The organism is Pseudorhodoferax sp. Leaf274 (genome assembly GCF_001422445.1).
Taxonomy (GTDB): domain Bacteria; phylum Pseudomonadota; class Gammaproteobacteria; order Burkholderiales; family Burkholderiaceae_C; genus Pseudorhodoferax.
Map to the genome: position 1 here is coordinate 175,847 of NZ_LMNA01000001.1, position 19,419 is coordinate 195,265.

Annotated in this window: 17 protein-coding genes and 1 pseudogene; 3 read left to right on the forward strand and 15 right to left on the reverse strand. The window is 69.6% G+C overall.

The window, feature by feature from the left end:
• Window positions 1–244: 244 nt before the first annotated feature.
• On the reverse strand, window positions 245–529 hold the full coding sequence (locus ASF44_RS00790; protein ID WP_056897277.1) for a hypothetical protein: 285 nt from the start codon (window positions 527–529) through the stop codon (window positions 245–247).
• A 361-nt stretch (window positions 530–890) separates the two neighbouring features.
• Here ASF44_RS00790 and ASF44_RS00795 point away from each other — a divergent pair, with 361 nt between their 5' ends.
• Window positions 891–1,538 (forward strand): DUF6806 family protein, encoded by a 648-nt coding sequence (locus ASF44_RS00795; protein ID WP_056897278.1) that lies wholly within the window; start codon window positions 891–893, stop codon window positions 1,536–1,538.
• A gap of 60 nt (window positions 1,539–1,598) precedes the next feature.
• Here ASF44_RS00795 and ASF44_RS00800 read toward each other — a convergent pair whose 3' ends face one another.
• The 6 genes from ASF44_RS00800 to ASF44_RS00825 form a co-directional block, all read right to left on the reverse strand.
• Complete coding sequence (locus ASF44_RS00800; RefSeq protein ID WP_082524440.1) at window positions 1,599–2,501, reverse strand: DMT family transporter; 903 nt, start codon at window positions 2,499–2,501, stop codon at window positions 1,599–1,601.
• Window positions 2,502–2,515: 14 nt separating this feature from the next.
• Window positions 2,516–3,163 (reverse strand): hypothetical protein, encoded by a 648-nt coding sequence (locus tag ASF44_RS00805; RefSeq protein ID WP_156374305.1) that lies wholly within the window; start codon window positions 3,161–3,163, stop codon window positions 2,516–2,518.
• Entirely contained in the window at window positions 3,160–4,524 is a 1,365-nt protein-coding gene (locus ASF44_RS00810) for an AAA family ATPase (protein WP_056897281.1), read from the reverse strand. The genes ASF44_RS00805 and ASF44_RS00810 overlap by 4 nt, the downstream gene beginning before the upstream one ends.
• 74 nt (window positions 4,525–4,598) lie before the next feature.
• Window positions 4,599–6,539, reverse strand: a complete 1,941-nt coding sequence (locus ASF44_RS00815; RefSeq protein WP_056897282.1) for an acyl CoA:acetate/3-ketoacid CoA transferase — start codon at window positions 6,537–6,539, stop codon at window positions 4,599–4,601.
• A gap of 31 nt (window positions 6,540–6,570) precedes the next feature.
• Window positions 6,571–7,383: a hypothetical protein gene (locus ASF44_RS00820; protein ID WP_056897283.1), complete on the reverse strand. Its 813-nt coding sequence runs from the start codon at window positions 7,381–7,383 to the stop codon at window positions 6,571–6,573.
• A gap of 2 nt (window positions 7,384–7,385) precedes the next feature.
• Window positions 7,386–8,771, reverse strand: coding sequence for a GntP family permease (locus ASF44_RS00825; RefSeq protein ID WP_056897284.1), 1,386 nt, complete (start codon window positions 8,769–8,771; stop codon window positions 7,386–7,388).
• Between the two features lie 236 nt (window positions 8,772–9,007).
• On the opposite strand from ASF44_RS00825, the pseudogene ASF44_RS00830 reads away from it, so the two are divergent.
• Window positions 9,008–10,497: pseudogene (locus tag ASF44_RS00830) on the forward strand (sigma-54 interaction domain-containing protein).
• Window positions 10,498–10,528: 31 nt separating this feature from the next.
• Here ASF44_RS00830 and ASF44_RS00835 read toward each other — a convergent pair.
• From ASF44_RS00835 to ASF44_RS00865, 7 genes are all read right to left on the reverse strand, one after another.
• Window positions 10,529–10,921, reverse strand: a complete 393-nt coding sequence (locus ASF44_RS00835) for a RidA family protein (protein ID WP_056897285.1) — start codon at window positions 10,919–10,921, stop codon at window positions 10,529–10,531.
• A 43-nt stretch (window positions 10,922–10,964) separates the two neighbouring features.
• Entirely contained in the window at window positions 10,965–12,125 is a 1,161-nt protein-coding gene (locus tag ASF44_RS00840; protein WP_056897286.1) for an acyl-CoA dehydrogenase family protein, read from the reverse strand.
• Between the two features lies 1 nt (window position 12,126).
• A complete protein-coding gene (locus tag ASF44_RS00845) occupies window positions 12,127–12,984 on the reverse strand; it encodes an enoyl-CoA hydratase family protein (protein ID WP_056897287.1) in 858 nt (285 codons plus the stop codon).
• Window positions 12,981–13,556 carry a MarR family winged helix-turn-helix transcriptional regulator gene (locus ASF44_RS00850; RefSeq protein WP_056897288.1) on the reverse strand — a complete coding sequence of 192 codons (576 nt, stop codon included), beginning with the start codon at window positions 13,554–13,556 and terminating at the stop codon, window positions 12,981–12,983. The genes ASF44_RS00845 and ASF44_RS00850 overlap by 4 nt, the downstream gene beginning before the upstream one ends.
• Complete coding sequence (locus ASF44_RS00855) at window positions 13,557–14,306, reverse strand: SDR family NAD(P)-dependent oxidoreductase (protein ID WP_056897289.1); 750 nt, start codon at window positions 14,304–14,306, stop codon at window positions 13,557–13,559.
• Window positions 14,303–16,624, reverse strand: a complete 2,322-nt coding sequence (locus ASF44_RS00860) for a bifunctional salicylyl-CoA 5-hydroxylase/oxidoreductase (RefSeq protein ID WP_056897290.1) — start codon at window positions 16,622–16,624, stop codon at window positions 14,303–14,305. The genes ASF44_RS00855 and ASF44_RS00860 overlap by 4 nt, the downstream gene beginning before the upstream one ends.
• A 75-nt stretch (window positions 16,625–16,699) precedes the next feature.
• On the reverse strand, window positions 16,700–16,915 hold the full coding sequence (locus tag ASF44_RS00865) for a hypothetical protein (protein ID WP_056897291.1): 216 nt from the start codon (window positions 16,913–16,915) through the stop codon (window positions 16,700–16,702).
• Window positions 16,916–17,043: 128 nt separating this feature from the next.
• Here ASF44_RS00865 and ASF44_RS00870 point away from each other — a divergent pair, with 128 nt between their 5' ends.
• Entirely contained in the window at window positions 17,044–17,598 is a 555-nt protein-coding gene (locus tag ASF44_RS00870; RefSeq protein ID WP_082524441.1) for a fasciclin domain-containing protein, read from the forward strand.
• Between the two features lie 182 nt (window positions 17,599–17,780).
• Here the strand turns inward: ASF44_RS00870 and ASF44_RS00875 are convergent, their stop codons facing one another.
• Window positions 17,781–19,391, reverse strand: a complete 1,611-nt coding sequence (locus ASF44_RS00875) for an AMP-binding protein (RefSeq protein ID WP_056897292.1) — start codon at window positions 19,389–19,391, stop codon at window positions 17,781–17,783.
• Window positions 19,392–19,419 lie beyond the last annotated feature (28 nt).

A 19,419-nucleotide genomic window follows, 5' to 3' on the forward strand; every position in this document is an offset into this window, starting at 1 on the left:
GACCGACACAGCAGCGGCCGGATCGGTGCGAAGCGCAGACAGGAGCGGACGGACAGGCATGGGTGGCTTTCTTGTTGCACGGCGGCAACCAACAACACCCAATTGTCCGGAGGAGACGCCAATCTGCAACGGAATTAGTGTGCAGAGCGCGCAGTTGTGGCGCCTCAACACATTACAGATGCAACGCGCCTGGCGGTTTCCCGGGAATTGTTGCGGCGCGCCGCCCGTGGTCGGCGCGGGCGCGCTACCAGTCCAGGGCGCCGCGAACGGAGTCCCTGGTCAGCGCCAGGTGCGCACGCCCGACGGCGGTGATCCGGCGCACGATCGCGACAGGCTGGCCGTCGGCAGACGACTCGCCGACGCCGCCCTCCACGAGCCCCGCCTGCAGGAGCAGTTGGACCATGGACACCGCGTCCGGGTCGCGCAGGCGAAACGGAAACTGCGCGCGCGCGATCTGCCGCAAAAAGACGAGGCGCGTGTCCGTTTCTCCCATCGAGGGACTGGCTGCCCCGCCGTCGTCGTTCAACACCGCTGTCTCCTTTCGGTCGTCGAAGATTCTAGGAAGCGCCCATGAACGCACCGGCGCGCCACGCTGGCAGATCTGACAGGAGTTTTGCGGGTTCGCTCCGCACTTTTGAGGGAGCGACGCTGCCGCCGGTGCGCGGCGGCCATGCCGCATCCTGGCTGCCAGGGCGGCCGGCATGGCCGGTTGTTGCAAAATACAGACTTTGTCAACCTCCGGCCCCTGCTTGCCATCCGGGCCCGCTCGCGCCGCATCGCGCCGCCTCGAACGGTGCCCGCCGACGCGCTGACCGTGTGGTGCGATCCCGGTCCGGACGCCGCCAGACACCGCGTTGGCACGGCTCCACGCACCCGCTACCATCCCCCTTATGTCACGCTACAACGCCCCCTTCGAGATCCACGTCCACGGCCAGGTGCCGTTGCGCGCGGACGTGAACTACGAGCAGATCCAGGAGGCGCTCAAACCCTTGTGGAAATACGCCGGTGCGCGTTCGCTCGCGGCAGCCGCAGCCAGCGCCTACGAGGAGGAGCCCGGCATCCGCTTCGAGCCCGCCGAGCACCTGCTGGACATGTGCTGGACCGTGCCCGGCGACGAGGACTTCAGGCAGGCGCTGGACGAGATGTGCATGAGCCTGAACGAACTGTCCGAGCAGGGCGCGGCCATCGAGGTCAGCTTCTACGATGCCGAGTTCGACGAGGACGACGAGGAAGCCCCCGAGGACGAAGAGTCGCGCGACGACTTCGTGATGCTGTTCGTCGGCCCCAACCCTGCCGCCATCATGCAGGTGCAGCGCGACCTGCTGGTGCAGGACGTGATCCACACCATGGAGCGCCACTTCGACGCGAGCGAGCTGACCGGCGTCGTGGCCGAGATCGACAAGCTGTTCACGCAGCGCTTCGACGCGCTGACGAACTCGCTGGACCTGGGCAAGCCTTCGCGCGGGCCGGGCTCCGGCGGCTCCGGCGGCTCGGGCAGCCACGGCGGCGGCGGCCGGCGGCCGCGCCACCTGCACTGAGGCCTGCGGCCAAGTTCCGCGACCGGGCGCTGCGAACGCGCCTGCCATGCGGGGCCGTGATCAGGCGCGCGGCGCGCGCCACAGGTTGAGCAGGTTGCCCACCAAGATCAGCCCCGTGCCCAGCACCATCAGCAGGTCGAAGCGCTCGGCATAGAACAGCCAGCCGGCCAGCGCCGTCAGCGGCACGCGCATGAAGTCCATCGGCACCACCACCGTCGCGTCGGCATGGCGCATGGCACTGGCCATGCAGTAGTGCGCGTAGGTGGCGGCGACCGCGACCAGCACCACCCAGCCCCAGGCCGCAGCCGACGGCCAGCGCCACACGGCCAGCGCCGGCCACAGCCCCAGCACGGACTGCACCACCAGCATCCAGAACATGATGGTCACGGCCTGCTCGGTGCGCGCCATCGACTTGACGAGGATGATGGACACGGCAAAGCCCAGCGCCGCCGCCAGCGCGATGGCCTGCCCGGCCCCCAGGCCCCCGCCCCCGCCCGGCCGCGCGATCATCGCCACGCCGACGGCCCCCAGCAGCACCGCCGCCACCTTCCAGCGGTGCAGCCGCTCGCCCAGGAACAGCGCGGCCAGCAGCGCGGTCCAGATCGGCATCGTGAACTCGATGGCCACCACCTGCCCCAGCGGGATCAGCGTGAGCGCCAGGAACCAGCCGTACTGCGCGGCGTAGTGGACGATGTTGCGCCCCACGTGGCGCGGCAGCTGGCGCGTGCGCAGGGTTGCCAGGCCACCGGACAGGCGCACCAGCGGCGCCAGGAGCACCATGCCCATCACCGAACGCATCAGCATGATCTGGAACACATCCAGCTCGCGCGTGGCCTGGCGGCCCGCGACCGCGACGACCAGCATCAGCAGCAGCCAGCCCGCCATCCAGGGTGCGGCACGCCGGGCCTGCGCCAGAACAGGGACGGAAGCGGTGGAGAAACGCGGTTGGGTTGTGTCAGGCATGGATGTGTGGGGGCCTACAGGCCCTGCCGGGTCACCTCATGCCAGATGAAGGGCGATTGCAGGCGCAGCAGGTCCCGCGCCTCCTGCAGCGCCCGGGGGCCGGGACGCTGGCGGTTGGCAAAATACTCGTCGATGAAGCGCAGCCGCAGGTCCCGGAACGGCCCGGCATTGAGCTTCAGCCGGTCACGGCCGATGGTGTGCTGCGCCTGCTTGTGCAGCGGCGTGCCCACGGGCGCGACGCGGTGATTGATCTGCACCCGCCCACTCAACAAATTCAGGATGAACAACTCAGGGGGCAGCAGGAAGGGGTCCAGTACGTCCTGGAATTCGTCCTTGTTGGTGTTCATCGGACGGCAGGCCAGGCGAAAGTTGCTCCAGTCGTAGGACTTGCACAGCGGCGCCTTCGACTTTGGCTCGAAATGGTCGACGGAGGTGTCCTGCAGCGAGCGGTGGGTGTAGACGGCCAAGTACGCACAGGTGGCGCCGTAGCCATCGTGCAGATCATCCAGACAGTTGCGCCAATAGTCCTTCAGCCTTCCTGACCACCCGGCGGGCGGCGGCGCCGACCAGACCAGCTTGTTCTTGTCCGCCCAACGCTTGGCTGGCTTGACCACGCGGGTGGCGAATCCCGCGGGTGGCCCCAACGGTCGCACGGGAATCATGGCGCCTTGCCCTTGCGGTTGCGGCGCACCGGGGCCGTAGTCGCGAAGGGGCTGGGCAGATCCCACCAGCCCCGCTGCGCGCCGGCGATGCGCCAACGCGACCAGAACGGGTCGATGTCGCCCAGCACGTTCTCCAGTTCGCGTGTGAGCTTCTCGCCATCGGACGCCGTTGCGCCAGGGTCCTGCGCCAGCGCCTCGGCCTGCGCAATGAGCACTTCGGCCTCGCGCGAGCGGGCGCTGCCCAGGTCGAACGCCTGGCTCACCAGCCAGCGCGATACGTCACCGAGCCGCTCGAACGGCCGCTGCACCAATTGCACGCCAGCCGGACGCGATGCGCCGGCGGCCACCAGATCCAGATCGAACCATGCATCCACCTTGGATTCGAAGCGCGGCTCGGCCGACGCCATGACCATCGGCGAGTGGGTTGCAACGATCAGTTGCACCTGCGCCTCGCCTGCCAGTTCGCGCGTGACGTCCAACAGCGCCGACACGATCATGCGCTGCCAGCGCGGGTGCAGGTGGGCTTCGATCTCATCGATCAGAAACACCACCTGCGGCGCCGTGTCTTCCTCATTCAACGCACTGGCAGCCTGGTGTTCCTGCCAGCTCCAGACCAGCAGATAGGCAAGAGCGATGATGCGACGCACGCCGGACGACGCATGCAACACCGGCACTGCCTTGCCATAGGCCGTCTGTAGCGTCGGAATGTCGCGCGCATCGTCCTTGCTCACGCGCGTCAGGGGCCCTGGTACCAGCGGCTCGGTCTCGGATTCGGACAGCCTGGCCAGCACCAGGCACAGTCGGCGGAACGCCGCACCGCCTTCCTTCTGCCAGCCAGCCCAGTCACTGAGCAAGCCGTTGCAAGACGGCAGCCCGCCCCCCTCGTCCTTGAGCCCATCCCACACATCGCGTGCGCTGAAGACATACGCAGGCACGCGGCCCGGCACATCCTGACCGCCGACCGTCTTCCAGTAGTTGCGCGCCGGATCCCACACGGCAAAGCCGCCGTCTGCCATGGCATACAGCACCAGCCCCGGGTTGTAGGGCCGGCCGACCTTGCCGGTCCACTCCTCATCGCGCGCCGAGAACTGGCTCTTGTAGCGCACGCCCTTGTTGGACATGCCTTCGACGACGAACTCGATGCTGCCTTCCTTCGACGAGTCCGGCCGGGCCACGTAACCGCTGACCAGCGCCTTGTTCAGCGTGCGCGGCCAATGCCGGGTCATCGCCCACCAGGCGATGTCGAGCAGAAAACTCTTGCCCAGGCCGTTGTCGCCCGTCAGCAGGTTCAACCGGCGTTTGAAGACGATCTTCATTTCCTCGCACGGCCCCACCTTCACAAGATGCAGTTCCTTGAGCATGTCCAGTCCTTCTTGCGCACGGTCCAACGGTCCCCGGGCGGCTTGCGAGCATAACGCTGCCCACCATGCCAACTTCAACGCCGCAGGACCACCTCCGCCCGCGCCTGCGCCGCGCTCTCCACGATGTGCGGTGCCACGCCGCGCTGCTTGAGCGCGTTGCCCAGCTTCATGCGCAGGAAACCGCTCGTGGAGTAACGCGCCACGCTGCGGTAGTGCTGCTCCACCAGGCCGCGCACCATCTCCGAATAGGCGTCCAGCACGTCGGGCAGGATGGTGGAGTGGTCGTAGTTGACGACCACGTCCACGCGCCGGCCCAGGGGTGCCACGCGGCGCAGCACCTGCTCGCGGATGGCTTGCACGTCGGCCAGGCTGCGCACGGTGTGGCCTTCGAAGTTGACGAACAGCAGGTTCTTGTCCGGGTCGTAGGCAAAGCGCTGCTCCAGCGGCACGCCGAGCATCTCCTCGCGCAGGCCCATGGGCACCGCCGCGAAGATGCGCGCGTCCATGGTCGCGGGCGGCGCGTGCAGCACGGGCGCGAAGTCCATGCAGTCCAGGATGTCGCGCTGCAGGTCCACCCCGGGCGCGATCTCCACCAGCTCCAGCCCGTCCGCGCACAGGCGGAACACGCAGCGCTCGGTCACGTACAGCACGCGCTGGCCGCGCTGCAACGCGATGCGGCCGCTGAAGGTGCGGTGCTCCACCTCGTGCACGAACTTCTTCGTCGCGCCGGCCATGAAGCTGCCCACGAACACCACCTGCTTGGCGTTCTGGCTGATGTTGATGAAGCCGCCCGCTCCGGCCAGCTTGGGGCCGAACTTGCTGACGTTGAGGTTGCCCTCGCGGTCGGCCTGGGCCAGGCCCAGGAAGGCGATGTCCAGCCCGCCGCCGTCGTAGAAGTCGAACTGGTAGGGCTGGTCGATGATGGCCTGCGTGTTGACGGCGGCGCCGAAGTTCAGGCCGCCGGCCGGCACGCCGCCGATCACGCCGGGTTCGGCCGTCAGCGTCAGCAGGTCGATCACCTTCTCCTCGTGCGCGACCTCGGCGATGCCCTCGGGCATGCCGATGCCCAGGTTGACCACGCTGTTGGCCTGCAGCTCCATGGCGGCGCGCCGCGCGATGGTCTTGCGCGGGCCCATGGCCATGGGCGCCGTGCCGGCCAGCGGCACCCGCAGCTCGCCGCTGAACGCCGGGCTGTAGGGCTCGGCGAAGGTCTGCCAGTGGTTCTCGGGCCGGGCCACGACCACGCAGTCCACCAGCACCCCGGGAATCTTGACCTGCCGCGCCGGCAGCGCATGGCGCTCGGCCAGCCGCTCGACCTGCACGATCACGGTGCCGCCGCAATTGCGCACCGCCATGGCGATGGCCAGCGCCTCCAGCGTCAGCGCTTCCTTCTCCATGGTGATGTTGCCGTCCGGGTCGGCGGTAGTGCCGCGGATGATGCCCACGTCGATCGGGAACGCCTGGTAGAACAGGTAGTCCTTTCCGTCGATCGGCATCAGGCGCACCAGGTCCTGGGTGGTGCGCTCGTTGAGCTTGCCGCCACCGTGGCGCGGGTCGACGAAGGTGCCCAGCCCCACGCTGGACAGGTGCCCCGGCTTGCCGCCGGCGATGTCGCGGAACAGGTGCGAGATCACGCCCTGCGGCAGGTTGTAGGCCTCGATGCGGTTGGCCACCGCCAGCTGCTGCAGGCCCGGCACCAGGCCCCAGTGGCCGCCGATCACGCGGCGCACCAGCCCCTCGTGCGCCAGATGGTTCAGGCCCTTGTGCTTGCCGTCGCCTTGGCCCGCCGCGTAGACCAGCGTGAGGTTGCGCGGCTTGCCGTGGGCCTGGGCATGCTCGTCCTCGGTGGCGAGGAACAGCGCCTCCAGCGCGATGGCGATCTCCTCGGCGAAGCCGATGCCGACGAAGCCGCCCGTGGCGACCGTGTCGCCGTCGCGGATCAGGCGCACGGCCTGCGCGGCGGTGACGATCTTGGTGCGTTGCGCGGGAGCCGCGCCCTGTGCCGGGTCATGCATGGTGTTGTCTCCTGTTGCCGGGGCGGTGCCTTCAGTTGAAGGGCTCTTCGCGGATGCGGCGCTTCTGGTCCTCGACGGGGTTCACCTCGGCCTGCATCTGCTGGCGCATGATGCGCGCGGCCGTACCGTCGGCCTGCATGGCGGCCCAGGCGGCCTGCCAGCGGGCGGCCTCGTCCTCGGGGAAGTCCGGCGAGGTCGCCAGGTACAGGCGCGAAGGCCGGATCACCTGGCCGAACTGCAGCACGTCCAGGTTGCCGCGCACCTCGCGCACGGCGTGCACGACCATCGCGCGCGGCGCCACCCAGGCGTCGATGCGGCGGTCCTTCATGCGCTTGGCGTTCATCCACTCCTCGCGCTGCGGCGAGACCTGGCTGAAGCCCAGCGAGCGCACCAGCGCCTCGGCGCCGGAGAACTCCAACACGCCAACGGGCCGGTCCTTCACGCGGTCTAGCGCGCCCACGTCGACGCCGGGCGAGCCTACCAGCACCAGGTCGTCGGTCAGCAGCTCCACCATCCAGCGGTAGTGCGGCTCGCGCTCGGGCGAGCGCGTCAGCGCCACGATGCCCACGCGCGGGCCCTGGCGCGCGATCTCCTGCGCGCGGAACCACGGCAGGTATTCGATGCGCCCGCTGTGGCCCACGCGGCGGGCCAGCTCCAGCACCAGCGCGTGCAGCACGCCCCGTCCGGGGCCGGGCTGCTCGGACACCGAGGCCGAGGGCACCTGGTAGGTGTAGGGCGGCAGCTCGGCCGCCAGCAGGCGCAGCTCTGGCGCGGGCGCCTGGGCCCAGGCCTGGCCGCAGCAGGCCGCCGCCAGCAGCAGCAGGGTTCGCAACACGCCGGCCATGGTCAGAACACCCCCACGGTCAGGTACAGGCCCAGCACCAGGATGCTGGCAGTGAACGCCGTCAGGCTGCCCACCACGAACAGGTCGAAGTACGACTGCTTGTGCGTCAGCCCGCAGATCGCCAGCAGCGTGATCACCGCGCCGTTGTGCGGCAGGATGTCCATGGCGGCGGAGCCCATGGCCGCGATGCGGTGCATGATCTCCGGGTTGATGCCCGCCACCTGCGCCGCGTTGGCGTAGTACTCGCCCATCGCGCCCAGCGCCAGGCTCATGCCGCCGGAGGCCGAGCCCGTCATGCCGGCCAGCACGGTGACCACCAGCCACAGCGAGACGACGGGATCGGACGCCACCGCCTTGAGCCCCTCGCGCACCACGGCGAAGGCCGCCAGCGCGGCGATCACCGCGCCATAGCCCACCTCCGATGCAGTGTTGGCCATGGGCAGCAGCGAGCCCAGCGTGCCCTTGTTGATGGCGCCCTGCAGGTCGGCGATGCGCTTGCGGTTGGTCAGCGCCAGCACCACGATGGCGGCCAGCATCGCGCCGATGATGGCCCAGATGGCCAGCACCTTCTTGAGGTCGATGTTCTTGAACCGGGCAGTGGCCAGCTCGCTGTGGTCGAACGCCGGGATCACGTACTTGGACAGCAGGAAGTTCAGCCCGATCACGAGCAGGATGGGCAGCAGCGCGAGGAAGAACGAGGGCAGGTTGGAGTTGTCGACCGCCGCGAATTCCTCCTTGTGCTCGCCATAGCCCTCGCCCGCCTTGCGCGCGGCGGCGGTGCGCCGCGACAGCCACAGCATGCCGGTGGCGAACATGAACACCGCCGCCACCAGGCCCATGCCGGGCGCAGCGTAGATGGTGGTCTTGAAGAACGGGATCGGGATCGCGTTCTGGATCGCGGGCGTGCCCGGCAGCGCCACCATCGTGAACGTGAAGCTGCCCAGGCCGATGGCGGCCGGGATCAGCCGCTTGGGGATCTGCGCCTCACGGAACAGCGAGGCCGCGATCGGGTAGACCGAGAACGCCACCACGAACAGCGAGACGCCGCCATACGTCAGCAGCGCGCAGGCCAGCACCACCGCGAGGATGGCGCGCTCGCCGCCGACCCAGCGCACGATCCGGTGGGCGATGGCGCGCGCCGCGCCCGACTCGTCCATGAGCTTGCCGAACACCGCGCCCAGCAGGAACAGCGGGAAGTAGGTGGCGAAGTAGCTGCCCAGCGCGGGCATGAAGATCTGCGTGTAGCTGGCGAAGAACGGCAGGTCGCCGAGGTTGAAGGCCACGGCCACCGCTGCGCAGAGCGGGGCGATGAAGATGACGTTCCAGCCGCGGTGGGCCAGGAAGATGAGCAGCGCCAGGGACGCGAAGATGCCAACGATGCCGAGCATGGGAAATGTCTCCGAAAGAGTGAGCGTTCCCCGGCTCTTCTGCGAAGACCGTGCCAAGCCGAAATCGAGGGTTTACCCTGGCGTTTTGGTGCGAAAACTGCACGGCGCGCGGTCTGCCTGTACACCAACCCAGACACCCATCCGACGCGGTGTACAGTCGCCTGGACACATGGCGCAGGTCGGCCGACCGCGCCGAAACACAACAAATTCCAAAAGAGAAAGCCCGAGGGGACGCCATGACCGCAGCGGCGCACACCGAAGCCTGGCCCAGCGGCGTGCTGGGGCACAGCGCCGCATCGATCCGCCTGCTTGCCATCCGGTCGCTGTTCGACCGCCTGGAAGACCTGTGCGAGGGCGCGGTGGCCGTCGACATGGACGCCCGCGTCGCCTGGATCAACGACAAGTACGCGCGCAAGGTCGGCCTGCCCGATGCCAGGGCCGCGCTCGGCCGGCCCATCGAGGACATCATCCCCGACAGCCAGTTGCGCGAGGTGGCTCCACGGGCAAGCCCATCGTGGTGGACATCATGCCGCTGGGATCGGAGCATGTGGTGGTCACGCGGCTGCCTTTGCGCGACGAGGACGATCGGCCGGTCGGCGCCATCGGCTTCGTGCTGTACGAGCGGGTCGACGGCCTCAAGCCCGTCCTGGCCAAGATGCAGCAGCTGCAGGCGCGGCTGCAGGCCGCCGAGCGCGAACTGGCCGACAACCGCCGCGCGCGCTACAGCCTGGCCGCGTTCCTGGGCATGTCGGCGCCGGCCAACGAGATCAAGCGCCAGGCGCGCCGCGCGGCGCAGCTGGACGCCACCGTGCTGCTGAGCGGCGAGACGGGCACCGGCAAGGAGCTGCTGGCCCACGCCATCCACCATGCGTCGCCACGGGCGGCGCGGCCCTTCGTCAGCATCAACGCCGCCGCCATCCCCGAATCGCTGCTCGAGGCCGAACTGTTCGGCGTGGCGCCCGGTGCCTACACGGGCGCCGACCGCCGCGGCCGCGACGGCAAGTTCAAGCTGGCCGACGGCGGCACGCTGTTTCTGGACGAGGTGGGCGACATGCCCATGGCGCTGCAGCCCAAGCTGCTGCGGGTGCTGCAGGAACAGGAGATCGAGCCGCTGGGTGCCAACCGCCTGCTGCGGCTGGACGTGCGCGTGATCGCGGCCAGCAGCTTCGACCTGGCCGGGCGCGTGGCCGAAGGGCGTTTCCGTGCCGACCTGTACTACCGGCTTGCGGTGCTGGCGCTGCAGCTGCCGCCGCTGCGCGCGCGGCTGGACGACCTGCCGCTGCTGGTGGAGCGGCTGCTGGAGGACATCGGCGCGCGGCTGGGCCAGGGCATCGACATCGACGCCGACGCACTCGCCCTGCTGCGGCAACACCATTGGCCCGGCAACGTGCGCGAACTGCGCAACACGCTGGAGCGCGCGCTGCTGCAAAGCGACAGCGCGCAGCTGTGCGCCGCCCATGTCGCCGCCGCGCTGCCGGCGCGGCTGCAGGCCACCGTACTGGCACCGGACGCACCGGCCGTCCCAGGTCTACCGGCGGAACCGCAAGCCGGGCCCCGGCCCGCGCCCGCGGTGCAGCCGCTGGCGCAGGCCGTGCTGGCCGCCGAGCGCCAGGCCATCGCCGCCGCGCTGCAGGCCCACGGCGGCAGCAAGGTGGCCACGGCACGCGCACTGGGCATCTCGCGCGCGGCGCTCTACCAAAAGCTGGCCGCGCACGGCATGTCCTGAGATCCGCGCGCGCTGGCGCCGGCCCAGCTTCTCAGTCCGGCACGACCGCGGTCACCTCGATCTCGACCTTGGCGCGGTCTTCGACCAGCGCGCTCACCTCCACCGCCGTCATCGCCGCGTTGAAGCTGCCGATCAGCTCGCGGAAGGCCTTGCCGATCTCGGGGTAGGCGGCCACGTACGCGCGCTTGTCGGTCACGTACCAGGTCATGCGCACGATGTGCTCGGGCCGGGCATCGCCGGCGCGCAGCACGTCCACGACGTTCTGCAGGGCCTGGCGCACCTGGCCGGCCATGTCGTCGGTGTGGAACACGCCTTGCGCATCCCAGCCGATCATGCCGGCGACGAACACCATGCGGCCGCGTGCGGTCACGCCGTTGGCGTAACCCTTGGGACGCGGCCAATCCGGGGGAAGAAGAACTTGCATCGCCAGACTCCAGGAAGAAAGCGGAATGGGCGGCAGCCGCGCCCTAGGCGGGCACCGCCGCCACCTGGCGCAGCAGGTCGCGCCCGATGATGAGTTGCTGCACTTCGGTCGCGCCCTCGTAGATGCGCAGCGCGCGGATCTCGCGGTACAGGCGCTCGACCGGCTGCTCGCGCACCACGCCCAGCCCGCCGAACATCTGCACCGCCGCGTCGATGACCTGCTGCGCGTTCTCGGTCGCCGTCATCTTGGCCATGGCGGCCTCGCGCGTGACGCCCTTGCCCTGGTCGCGCAGCCAGGCCGCGCGGTAGGTCAGCAGCGCCGCGCTGTCGACGGCGGTGGCCATCTGCGCCAGCTTCGCCTGGGTCAGCTGGAAGTCGGCCAGCACGCCGCCGAACATCCTGCGCGTGGTGGCGCGCGCCAGCGCCTCGTCCAGCGCGCGGCGCGCAAAGCCCAGCGCGGCGGCGGCCACCGAAGTGCGGAACACGTCCAGCGTGCGCATGGCCACCTTGAAGCCCTCGCCCGCCGCGCCCACGCGCTGGCTGGCCGGGATGCGGCAGTCGGCAAAGCGCAGCCGCGCCAGCGGGTGCGGCGCGATCACGTCGATGCGCTCGGCGATCTCCAAGCCCGGCGTGCCGGCCTCGACGATGAACGCGCTGATGCCGCGCGCGCCGGGCGCCTCGCCGGTGCGCGCGAACACCATGTAGAAGTCGGCGATGCCGCCATTGGAGATCCAGGTCTTCTCGCCGTCGAGCACGTAGTCGCCGCCATCGGCGCGGGCCGCGCAGGCCATGGCCGCCACGTCGGAGCCGGCCTCGGGCTCGGACAGCGCGAACGCGCTGATCGCCTCCCCCCTGGCCACCGGCGCCAGGTAGCGCGCGCGCTGCGCCGGCGTGCCGTGCAGGCTGATGGCGCCGCTGCCCAGGCCCTGCATGGCGAAGGCGAAGTCGGCCAGGCCCGAATGGCGTGCCAGCGTCTCGCGGATCAGGCAGATGGCGCGCGTGTCGATGGCCTGGGCCGAATCACCCACGGCGTGGCGGAGCCAGCCGGCAGCGCCAAGGGACTTCACCAGCGCCCTGCATTCGGCGTCCACGTCAGGGCCGTGGCCGTGTGCGATGTGTTCGCCGGCCCAGGTGTCCAGCGCACGCGCCAGTTCGGCGTGGCGGGGCTCGAAGAAGGGCCAATGGAGGTAGGACAGATCGGGCATGTCAGTTCCCCTCGAACACGGGCTTCTGCTTGGCCACGAACGCGTGGTAGGCGCGCGAGAAGTCTTCCGTCAGCATGCAGATGGCCTGCGCCTGGGCCTCGGCCTCGATGGCCTGCTCGATGGTCATGGCCCACTCCTGGTGCAGCATGGTCTTGGTGATGCCGTTGGCAAAGCTCGGCCCTTCCACCAGCTGCGCGGCCAGGGCCTGGGCTTCGCCCAGCAGGGCCTCGGGCGCGGCCAGGCGGTTGTGGAAGCCCCAGCGCTCGCCCTCTTCGCCACCCAGGCTGCGGCCGGTGTAGAGCAGCTCGCTGGCGCGGCCCTGGCCCACGATGCGCGGCAGCATGGCGCAGGCGCCCATGTCGCAGCCGGCCAGGCCGACGCGGTTGAACAGGAAGGCTGTCTTGCTGCGCGCCGTGCCGATGCGCAGATCCGACGCCATGGCCATGATGGCGCCGGCCCCGGCACACACGCCGTCGATGGCCGCCACGATGGGCTGCGGGCAGGTGCGCATGTTCTTGACCAGCTCGCCCGTCATGCGCGTGAACATCAGCAGCTCGGGCGCCTTGAGCTGCACCAGCGGGCCGATGATCTCGTGCACGTCGCCGCCGGAGCAGAAGTTGCCGCCGCTGCCCACCAGCACCACGGCCTTCACGTCGTCCGCCCACCGCAGGTCGTGGAACAGGTCGCGCAGCTCGGCGTAGCTGTCGAAGGTCAGCGGGTTCTTGCGCTCGGGGCGGTTCAAGGTGATGGTGGCAACAAAGGCCTGCACCTGCCATCCGAAGTGCGTGGCCCGGTAGCCGGCCAACGGGCGCCGGTTGCCGGCGAGAAGTTGGGGGTCGATGCGGTCGTCTTGGCTCATCTGGCGGGTCTCCGTGTGCTGGTGTTCTCTTGCAGGCTGGCGGTGTCGATCTCGGTCTGGCGCTGCGCCAGGTGCACGCGCAACTGGCCCAGGTGCTCGTACAGGGCGTCCTTGGTGCCGGAGGGCACACCCTTGAGCAGCTCGGCCAGCCAGCGTTCGTGCTCGGCCGCCATCGCGGTGAATCCGGCGCGGCCCAACGGGGTCAGGCTCACGCGCCAGGAACGGCGGTCGTCCGGGTCGTCGATGCGCTGCACCAGCCCCTCCTTGACGAGCTGGTCGGTCAGGCCGGTCACGTTGCCGCCGGTCACCATGAGGTAGCGCGACAGCACATTCATGCGCAGCCCGTCCGGGTGCCGGTCGAGCTGGGCCAGGTAGTCGAAGCGCGGCAGCGTGGTGTCGAAGCGCGAGCGCAGCAGCTGGCGGATCTGCTGCTCGATCTGCGTGCTGCAGGCCAGGAGGCGCAGCCAGATCTTGGTGTCCAGGTGGTCGCCGGCCTGGGCCCGCGCCTCCAGCCCGATGTGCTCGTCGCTCAACGACTGGACCAATTGGAAGTTCTTTGCCCGGGTTGCCATCTACATCACCTCTCCACCACTGACGGACAGCGATTGTCCCGTGACGGCACCCGCGCCCCGGCCGCACAGCCAGGCCACGGCGTCGGCCACCTCGGCCGGGTCCACCAGCCGGCCCTGCGGATTGGACTTGACGAACTCGGCCAGGGCCGCGTCTGGCGTGCGCCCTGTCTTGGCGACGACGCGCGCGATGCTGTCGCGCACGATGTCGGTGTCGGTGTAGCCCGGGCAGACCGCGTTCACCGTCACGCCCTTGGCCGCCAGCTCCAGCGCCAGCGCGCGGGTCAGGCCGATGACGCCGTGCTTGGCCGCGCAGTAGGCCGACACATAGGCATAACCCACCTGCCCGGCCGTGCTGGCCACGTTCACGATGCGGCCCCAGCCGGCCGCCAGCATGCCCGGCAACACGGCCTGGGTGCACAGCATGGTGCCGCTCAGGTTCACGTCCAGCATGCGCTGCCACAGGGCGGCGTCCATCTTCAGGAACGGCGCGCTCTCGGCCTGGCCGGCGTTGTTCACCAGCACCTGCACCGGGCCGAAGCGTGCCTGCGCACCGGCCACGGCGCGCGCCACGTCCTGCGCATCGGCCACGTCTGCGGCGACGGCGTGCAGGCGCTCCGGGTCTTCGGCGGCCAGCGCGGGCAGGCTGCGGCCCAGCACGGTGACCTGCAGGCCGTCGGCCACCAGGCGCCGCGCGATGGCCGCGCCGATGCCGCGGCCGCCACCCGTCACCAGCGCATGCACGGTGCTCATGGCCTCGACGCCTTCTCGCGCTCGAAGTTGGCTTCCATCTGCGGCTTGGCCGACCGGTACTGCCTGGGCCAGGCGATGGGCGTGTAGCCGATCCTGGCGGCCTCGGTCAGCGTCCAGGCCGGGTTGGCCAGGTGCGGGCGCGCCACGGCACACAGGTCGGCCCGGCCGGCGGCCAGGATGCTGTTGGCGTGGTCGGCCTCGCTGATGGCGCCCACCGCGATGATCGCGATGCCGGCCTCCTGGCGGATGCGGTCGGCAAACGGCGTCTGGAACATGCGGCCGTAGACCGGTTTTTCCCTCTTGCTGACCTGGCCGGACGAGCAGTCGATCATGTCGGCGCCGGCGGCCTTGAAGGCGCGCGCGATCTGCACCGCATCGCCGGGCGTGATGCCGCCTTCCACCCAGTCGTGCGCGGAGATCCGCACCGACATCGGCTTGTCCTGCGGCCAGGCCGCGCGCACGGCGGCGAACACTTCCAGCGGGTAGCGCAGCCGGTTGGCCAGCGTGCCGCCATAAGCGTCGGTGCGCTGGTTGGTCAGCGGCGAGATGAAGCTCGACAGCAGGTAGCCGTGCGCGCAATGCAGCTCCAGCCAATCGGCACCGGCCGCGTCGGCCGCGCGCGTCGAGGCCACGAACTGCTCCTTGACCAGCTGCATGTCGGCCAGCGTCATGGCGCGCGCGGTCTGGCTCACGCCTTCGAGGTATTGCTGGGGCGAGGCCGACACGATGGGCCAGTTGCCCGATTCGAGCGGCTGGTCGATGCCGTCCCAGGCCAGGCGTGTCGACGCCTTGGCGCCGGCGTGGCCGATCTGGATGGCGAACTTCGCGTCGGTGTGCGTGTGGATCCAGTCGGCGATGCGCTGGAAGGCCAGCGTGTGCTCGGGCTTGTACAGCCCGGGGCAGCCCGGTGTGATGCGGCCTTCGGCGCTGACGCAGCTCATCTCGGCGAACACCAGGCCGGCACCGCCCATGGCGCGCGCGCCCAGGTGCACCAGGTGGTAGTCGCCGGCCACGCCGTCCACGGCGGAGTACTGCGCCATGGGCGAGACGACGATGCGGTTCTTCAGCGTGAGGCCGCGCACGTTGTAGGGCGTGAACATGGGCGGCGGCGGCTTGGCGCCATCCGGCACCGGCACGCCGGCCTGCTGCGCGAACCAGCGCTCGTAGCCCTCCAGCCAGCCGGCATCGCGCAGGCGCAGGTTCTCGTGGCTGATGCGCTGGCTGCGCGTGAGCATGGAATACATGAACTGCTCGGGAGCGAGCTGGTCGCAGTAGCGCAGGCCGCACACCTCGAACCATTCCATCGCGTTCCATGCCGCGTTCTGGATGCGCAGCGTCTCCACGCGGCGGGCCTCCTGGTAGGCGGCCAGCACCTCGGGGATGCGTTCACGGCCAGCGCCCAGCCGCTTGAACTGGCGCGTGAGCTCGATCGCGTCCTCGATCGCCAGCTTGGTGCCCGAGCCGATGGCGAAGTGCGCCGTGTGCACCGCGTCGCCCATCAGCACCACGTGGCTGCCGTGCGGGTTGCGCAGCCACCACTGCGCGCACACCACGCGCTGGAAATTGAGCCAGGCCGAGCCGCGCAGGTGCCGCGCGTTGGTCATGAGCCGGGCGCCCTGCAGGTTGTCGGCGAAGACCTTCTCGCAGAATGCGATGGACTGCTCCTGGTCGGCCTGGTCGAGCCCATGGGCGCGCCACACGTCTTCGGGGCACTCGACGATGAAGGTGGTGGTGTTCTCGTCGAACTTGTAGATGTGGGCCTGGAACCAGCCGTGCTCCGTGCGCTGGAAGTCGAAGGTGAACGCGTCGTACAGCTTGTGCGTGCCCAGCCAGATGAAGCGGTTGGGCCGCGTCACGATGTCGGGCTTGAACACGTCGGCATGCCGGCCGCGGATGCGCGAGTTGATGCCGTCGCTGGCGATGACGAGGTCGGCGTCCGGGTAGTCGGCGTCCGAATCGGCCTCGGTCTCGAACACCAGCTTCACGCCCAATTGCTCGCAGCGCGCCTGCAGGATGTTGAGCAGCTTCTTGCGGCCGATGCCCACGAAGCCGTGGCCGCCCGAGCGGATGCGCCGACCCTTGAACAGCAGCTCGATGTCGTCCCAGTGGTTGAAGGCCTGCTCGATCTCGTCGGCCGTGGCGCGGTCCCACTGGCGCATGTTGTCCATGGTGGCATCGGAGAACACCACGCCCCAGCCGAAGGTGTCGTAGGGCTTGTTGCGCTCCACGACCGAGATGTCGTGCGCGGGGTCGAGCTGCTTCATGAGCAGCGCCAGGTACAGCCCGGCTGGGCCGCCACCGATGCAAACGATCTTCATGCGGGTTCTCCAATGGGCCTGGCGCCAGCGCGCCAGGACTGCTCGATCCAGGCCTTTAGTTTGGTTTTAAATAATTCAAGTGTCAAGCATTTGGACCTGCCATGGCGCAGGGATGGCGCGCGATCTCCGCCGCCGTGAGGGCTGCGCGAGCGTGAACTCCGGCGCCTCGGGCAGGCCCCACGCCGCCGCGCGCTCCAGCACCAGGCAGCGCAGCACCTGCACGAGGACCATGGTGCAGTCGCTGCTGCACGCCATGCGGCTCAAGACCTGGGGCTGCGGCACGCTGAGCATGCTCTGCGTAGGACATGGTCGCGCATCGCGGGCGATGGGGCCGACCCGCTGATCCACCATGGTGCAACAAGCGTATCTGCCATGCCGCCGCGCATATTCGCTGCGGCCATCGCAACAGGAGCATCTCCATGCAACGCTTTTCCAAACTCGCCTCGTTCGCTCTCGCCACCATCCTGTCGGTCAGTGCCGTCACTGCCGTGGCCCAGGTGACGGTCGGCGGCGCGCCGATGCTGCCGACGAAGGACATCATCGACAACGCCGTCAACTCCAAGGACCACACCACGCTGGTCGCTGCCGTCAAGGCGGCGGGCCTCGTGGAGACCTTGAAGGGACCCGGTCCGTTCACCGTCTTTGCGCCGACGAACGCCGCGTTCGCCGCCCTGCCTGCCGGCACGGTCGACACGCTGCTCAAGCCGGAGAACAAGAGCACCTTGGCCGGCATCCTGACCTACCACGTCGTGCCAGGCAAGGTGGACGCCAAGGCCCTGATGAAGATGATCGAAGACGGCAAGGGTTCCGCTTCGCTCAAGACCGTGTCGGGCGGCGTCCTGACGGCCAAGTCCAGTGGCGGCAAGGTCATGGTCACCGACGAGAAGGGTGGCACGGCGACCGTGACCATCGCAGACGTCATGCAGTCCAATGGCGTGATCCACGTGGTCGACAAGGTGCTGCTGCCCAAGTGATTGCGCCGAACGCCGCCCGCACGTCGGCCGGCATCCCGATGGCGCGGTGCGTGTTTAGGTCGGTGAAGACCAGCACCTGGCGCTAGGCCACGTGCTGTTCGTCGGCCAGGCTGGCGTGAAGGTCCAGCGCCAGCCGTGGTCACTGCCGGACATGGAGGGCCCTCGCACCGCCGAGGGCCGGTTCACCGCGCGTGCAGCTTGAAGCGCTGCAGCTTGCCGGTGGACGTGCGGGGCAGCTGCTCGAGGAACACGATGCTGCGCGGGTACTTGTAGGGCGCCACCGTGCGTTTGACGAAGTCCTGCAGCGTGCGGACCATGGCCGCGTCGCCCACGCAGCCGGGGCGCAGCACCACGAAGGCCTTGACGATCTGGCCGCGCTCGGCATCGGCCTGGCCGACCACGCCGCATTCGGCCACGTCGGGGTGCGCCAGCAGCGCGTCCTCGACCTCCGGCGCGGCGATGTTGTAGCCGGCCGAGACGATCATGTCGTCGGTGCGCGCCTGGTAGTGGAAGTAGCCGTCCGCATCCATCAGGTACGCGTCGCCGGTGATGTTCCAGCCGTCGCGCACATAGGCCTGCTGGCGCGCGTCGGCCAGGTAGCGGCAGCCCGTCGGCCCCTGCACGGCCAGCTTGCCGACGGTGCCGGGCGGCAGTTCGCGGCCCTCCTCGTCCACCACCTTGGCGCGGTAGCCGGGCACCGGCTTGCCGGTGGCGCCGGGCCGGGCCGTGGCCTCGTCGTGCGAGATGAAGATGTGCAGCATCTCGGTGGCGCCGATGCCGTCGATCAGCTCGATGCCGGTGGCCTGCTTCCACAACGCGCGTGCCGAGGCGGGCAGCGCCTCGCCCGCCGACACGCACTTGCGCAACGGGGTGCGGCGCAACAGCTCGCCGCTGGCTGCCATCTGGCGGTACGAGGTGGGCGCGGTGAAGCACACGGTGGCGCCGTAGTCCTGGATGCCCTGCAGCAGTTGCTGCGGCCCGGCCTTCTCCAGCAGCACGGTGGACGCGCCGACCGCCATCGGGAACAGCACCAGCCCGCCGAGCCCGAACGTGAACGCCAGCGGAGGACTGCCGATGAACACGTCGTCGGCGTTCGCGCGCAGCAGGTGCGGCGGCCAGCAGGCACAGATGGCCATCACGTCGCGGTGGTAGTGCATGGTGGCCTTGGGCACGCCGGTGGTGCCCGAGGTGAAGCCGAAGATGCAGCAATCGTCCGACGCCGTGGCCACGTTCTCGAACACCGGCGAGGCCCGGGCCATGGCGGCTTCGAGCCCCTGCGGCCCGTCGTCGTGGAAGTAGCGCACCTGGCCCAGCCCCGGGGCCTCCTGCACCGTCAGGCGCAGCTCCTCGGCCAGCGCGGCGTCGCACAGGGCATGGGTGACCTGCCCGACCCGGACGATGGCGCCCAGCTCCTTGGCGCGCAGCAGCGGCATGGTGGCCACCGCGATGCCGCCGGCCTTGGCGACAGCGAACCAGCAGGCCACCAGCATGGGATTGTTGGGCGCGCGCAGCAGCACGCGGTTGCCGGGCACCAGCCCCATGCTTTGCACGAGCACGTTGGCGATGCGGTTGGCGGCAGCCTGCAGCTCGGCGTAGGTCCAGCACAGGCCCGGCGCGCGGACCGCCACCCGCTGCCCGCGGCCTTCGGCAACGTGGCGGTCGAGCAGCTCGCTGGCGCAGTTCAGGCGCGCGGGGAACTGCAGCGCGGGCAGGTCGAACAGGTAGTCGGGCTGCTGCCCGGCCGGCGGCAGATGGTCGCGGGCAAACGTGTCGACGTGGGCACTCGGGTGCATCTCGGCTTCCTTCCGGTCTGGGGCGCAC

Bases quoted from the DNA above. Each gene is read 5' to 3' on its own strand.
- ASF44_RS00815 (WP_056897282.1), bottom strand. From the start codon at position 6,539: ATGCATGACCCGGCACAGGGCGCGGCTCCCGCGCAACGCACCAAGATC.
- ASF44_RS00840 (WP_056897286.1), bottom strand. From the start codon at position 12,125: ATGCCCGATCTGTCCTACCTCCATTGGCCCTTCTTCGAGCCCCGCCAC.
- ASF44_RS00820 (WP_056897283.1), bottom strand. From the start codon at position 7,383: ATGGCCGGCGTGTTGCGAACCCTGCTGCTGCTGGCGGCGGCCTGCTGC.
- ASF44_RS00805 (WP_156374305.1), bottom strand. From the start codon at position 3,163: ATGATTCCCGTGCGACCGTTGGGGCCACCCGCGGGATTCGCCACCCGC.
- ASF44_RS00850 (WP_056897288.1), bottom strand. From the start codon at position 13,556: ATGGCAACCCGGGCAAAGAACTTCCAATTGGTCCAGTCGTTGAGCGAC.
- ASF44_RS00870 (WP_082524441.1), top strand. From the start codon at position 17,044: ATGCAACGCTTTTCCAAACTCGCCTCGTTCGCTCTCGCCACCATCCTG.
- ASF44_RS00795 (WP_056897278.1), top strand. From the start codon at position 891: ATGTCACGCTACAACGCCCCCTTCGAGATCCACGTCCACGGCCAGGTG.
- ASF44_RS00860 (WP_056897290.1), bottom strand. From the start codon at position 16,624: ATGAAGATCGTTTGCATCGGTGGCGGCCCAGCCGGGCTGTACCTGGCG.
- ASF44_RS00810 (WP_056897281.1), bottom strand. From the start codon at position 4,524: ATGCTCAAGGAACTGCATCTTGTGAAGGTGGGGCCGTGCGAGGAAATG.
- ASF44_RS00835 (WP_056897285.1), bottom strand. From the start codon at position 10,921: ATGCAAGTTCTTCTTCCCCCGGATTGGCCGCGTCCCAAGGGTTACGCC.
- ASF44_RS00825 (WP_056897284.1), bottom strand. From the start codon at position 8,771: ATGCTCGGCATCGTTGGCATCTTCGCGTCCCTGGCGCTGCTCATCTTC.
- ASF44_RS00845 (WP_056897287.1), bottom strand. From the start codon at position 12,984: ATGAGCCAAGACGACCGCATCGACCCCCAACTTCTCGCCGGCAACCGG.
- ASF44_RS00800 (WP_082524440.1), bottom strand. From the start codon at position 2,501: ATGCCTGACACAACCCAACCGCGTTTCTCCACCGCTTCCGTCCCTGTT.
- ASF44_RS00875 (WP_056897292.1), bottom strand. From the start codon at position 19,391: ATGCACCCGAGTGCCCACGTCGACACGTTTGCCCGCGACCATCTGCCG.
- ASF44_RS00855 (WP_056897289.1), bottom strand. From the start codon at position 14,306: ATGAGCACCGTGCATGCGCTGGTGACGGGTGGCGGCCGCGGCATCGGC.
- ASF44_RS00865 (WP_056897291.1), bottom strand. From the start codon at position 16,915: ATGCTCAGCGTGCCGCAGCCCCAGGTCTTGAGCCGCATGGCGTGCAGC.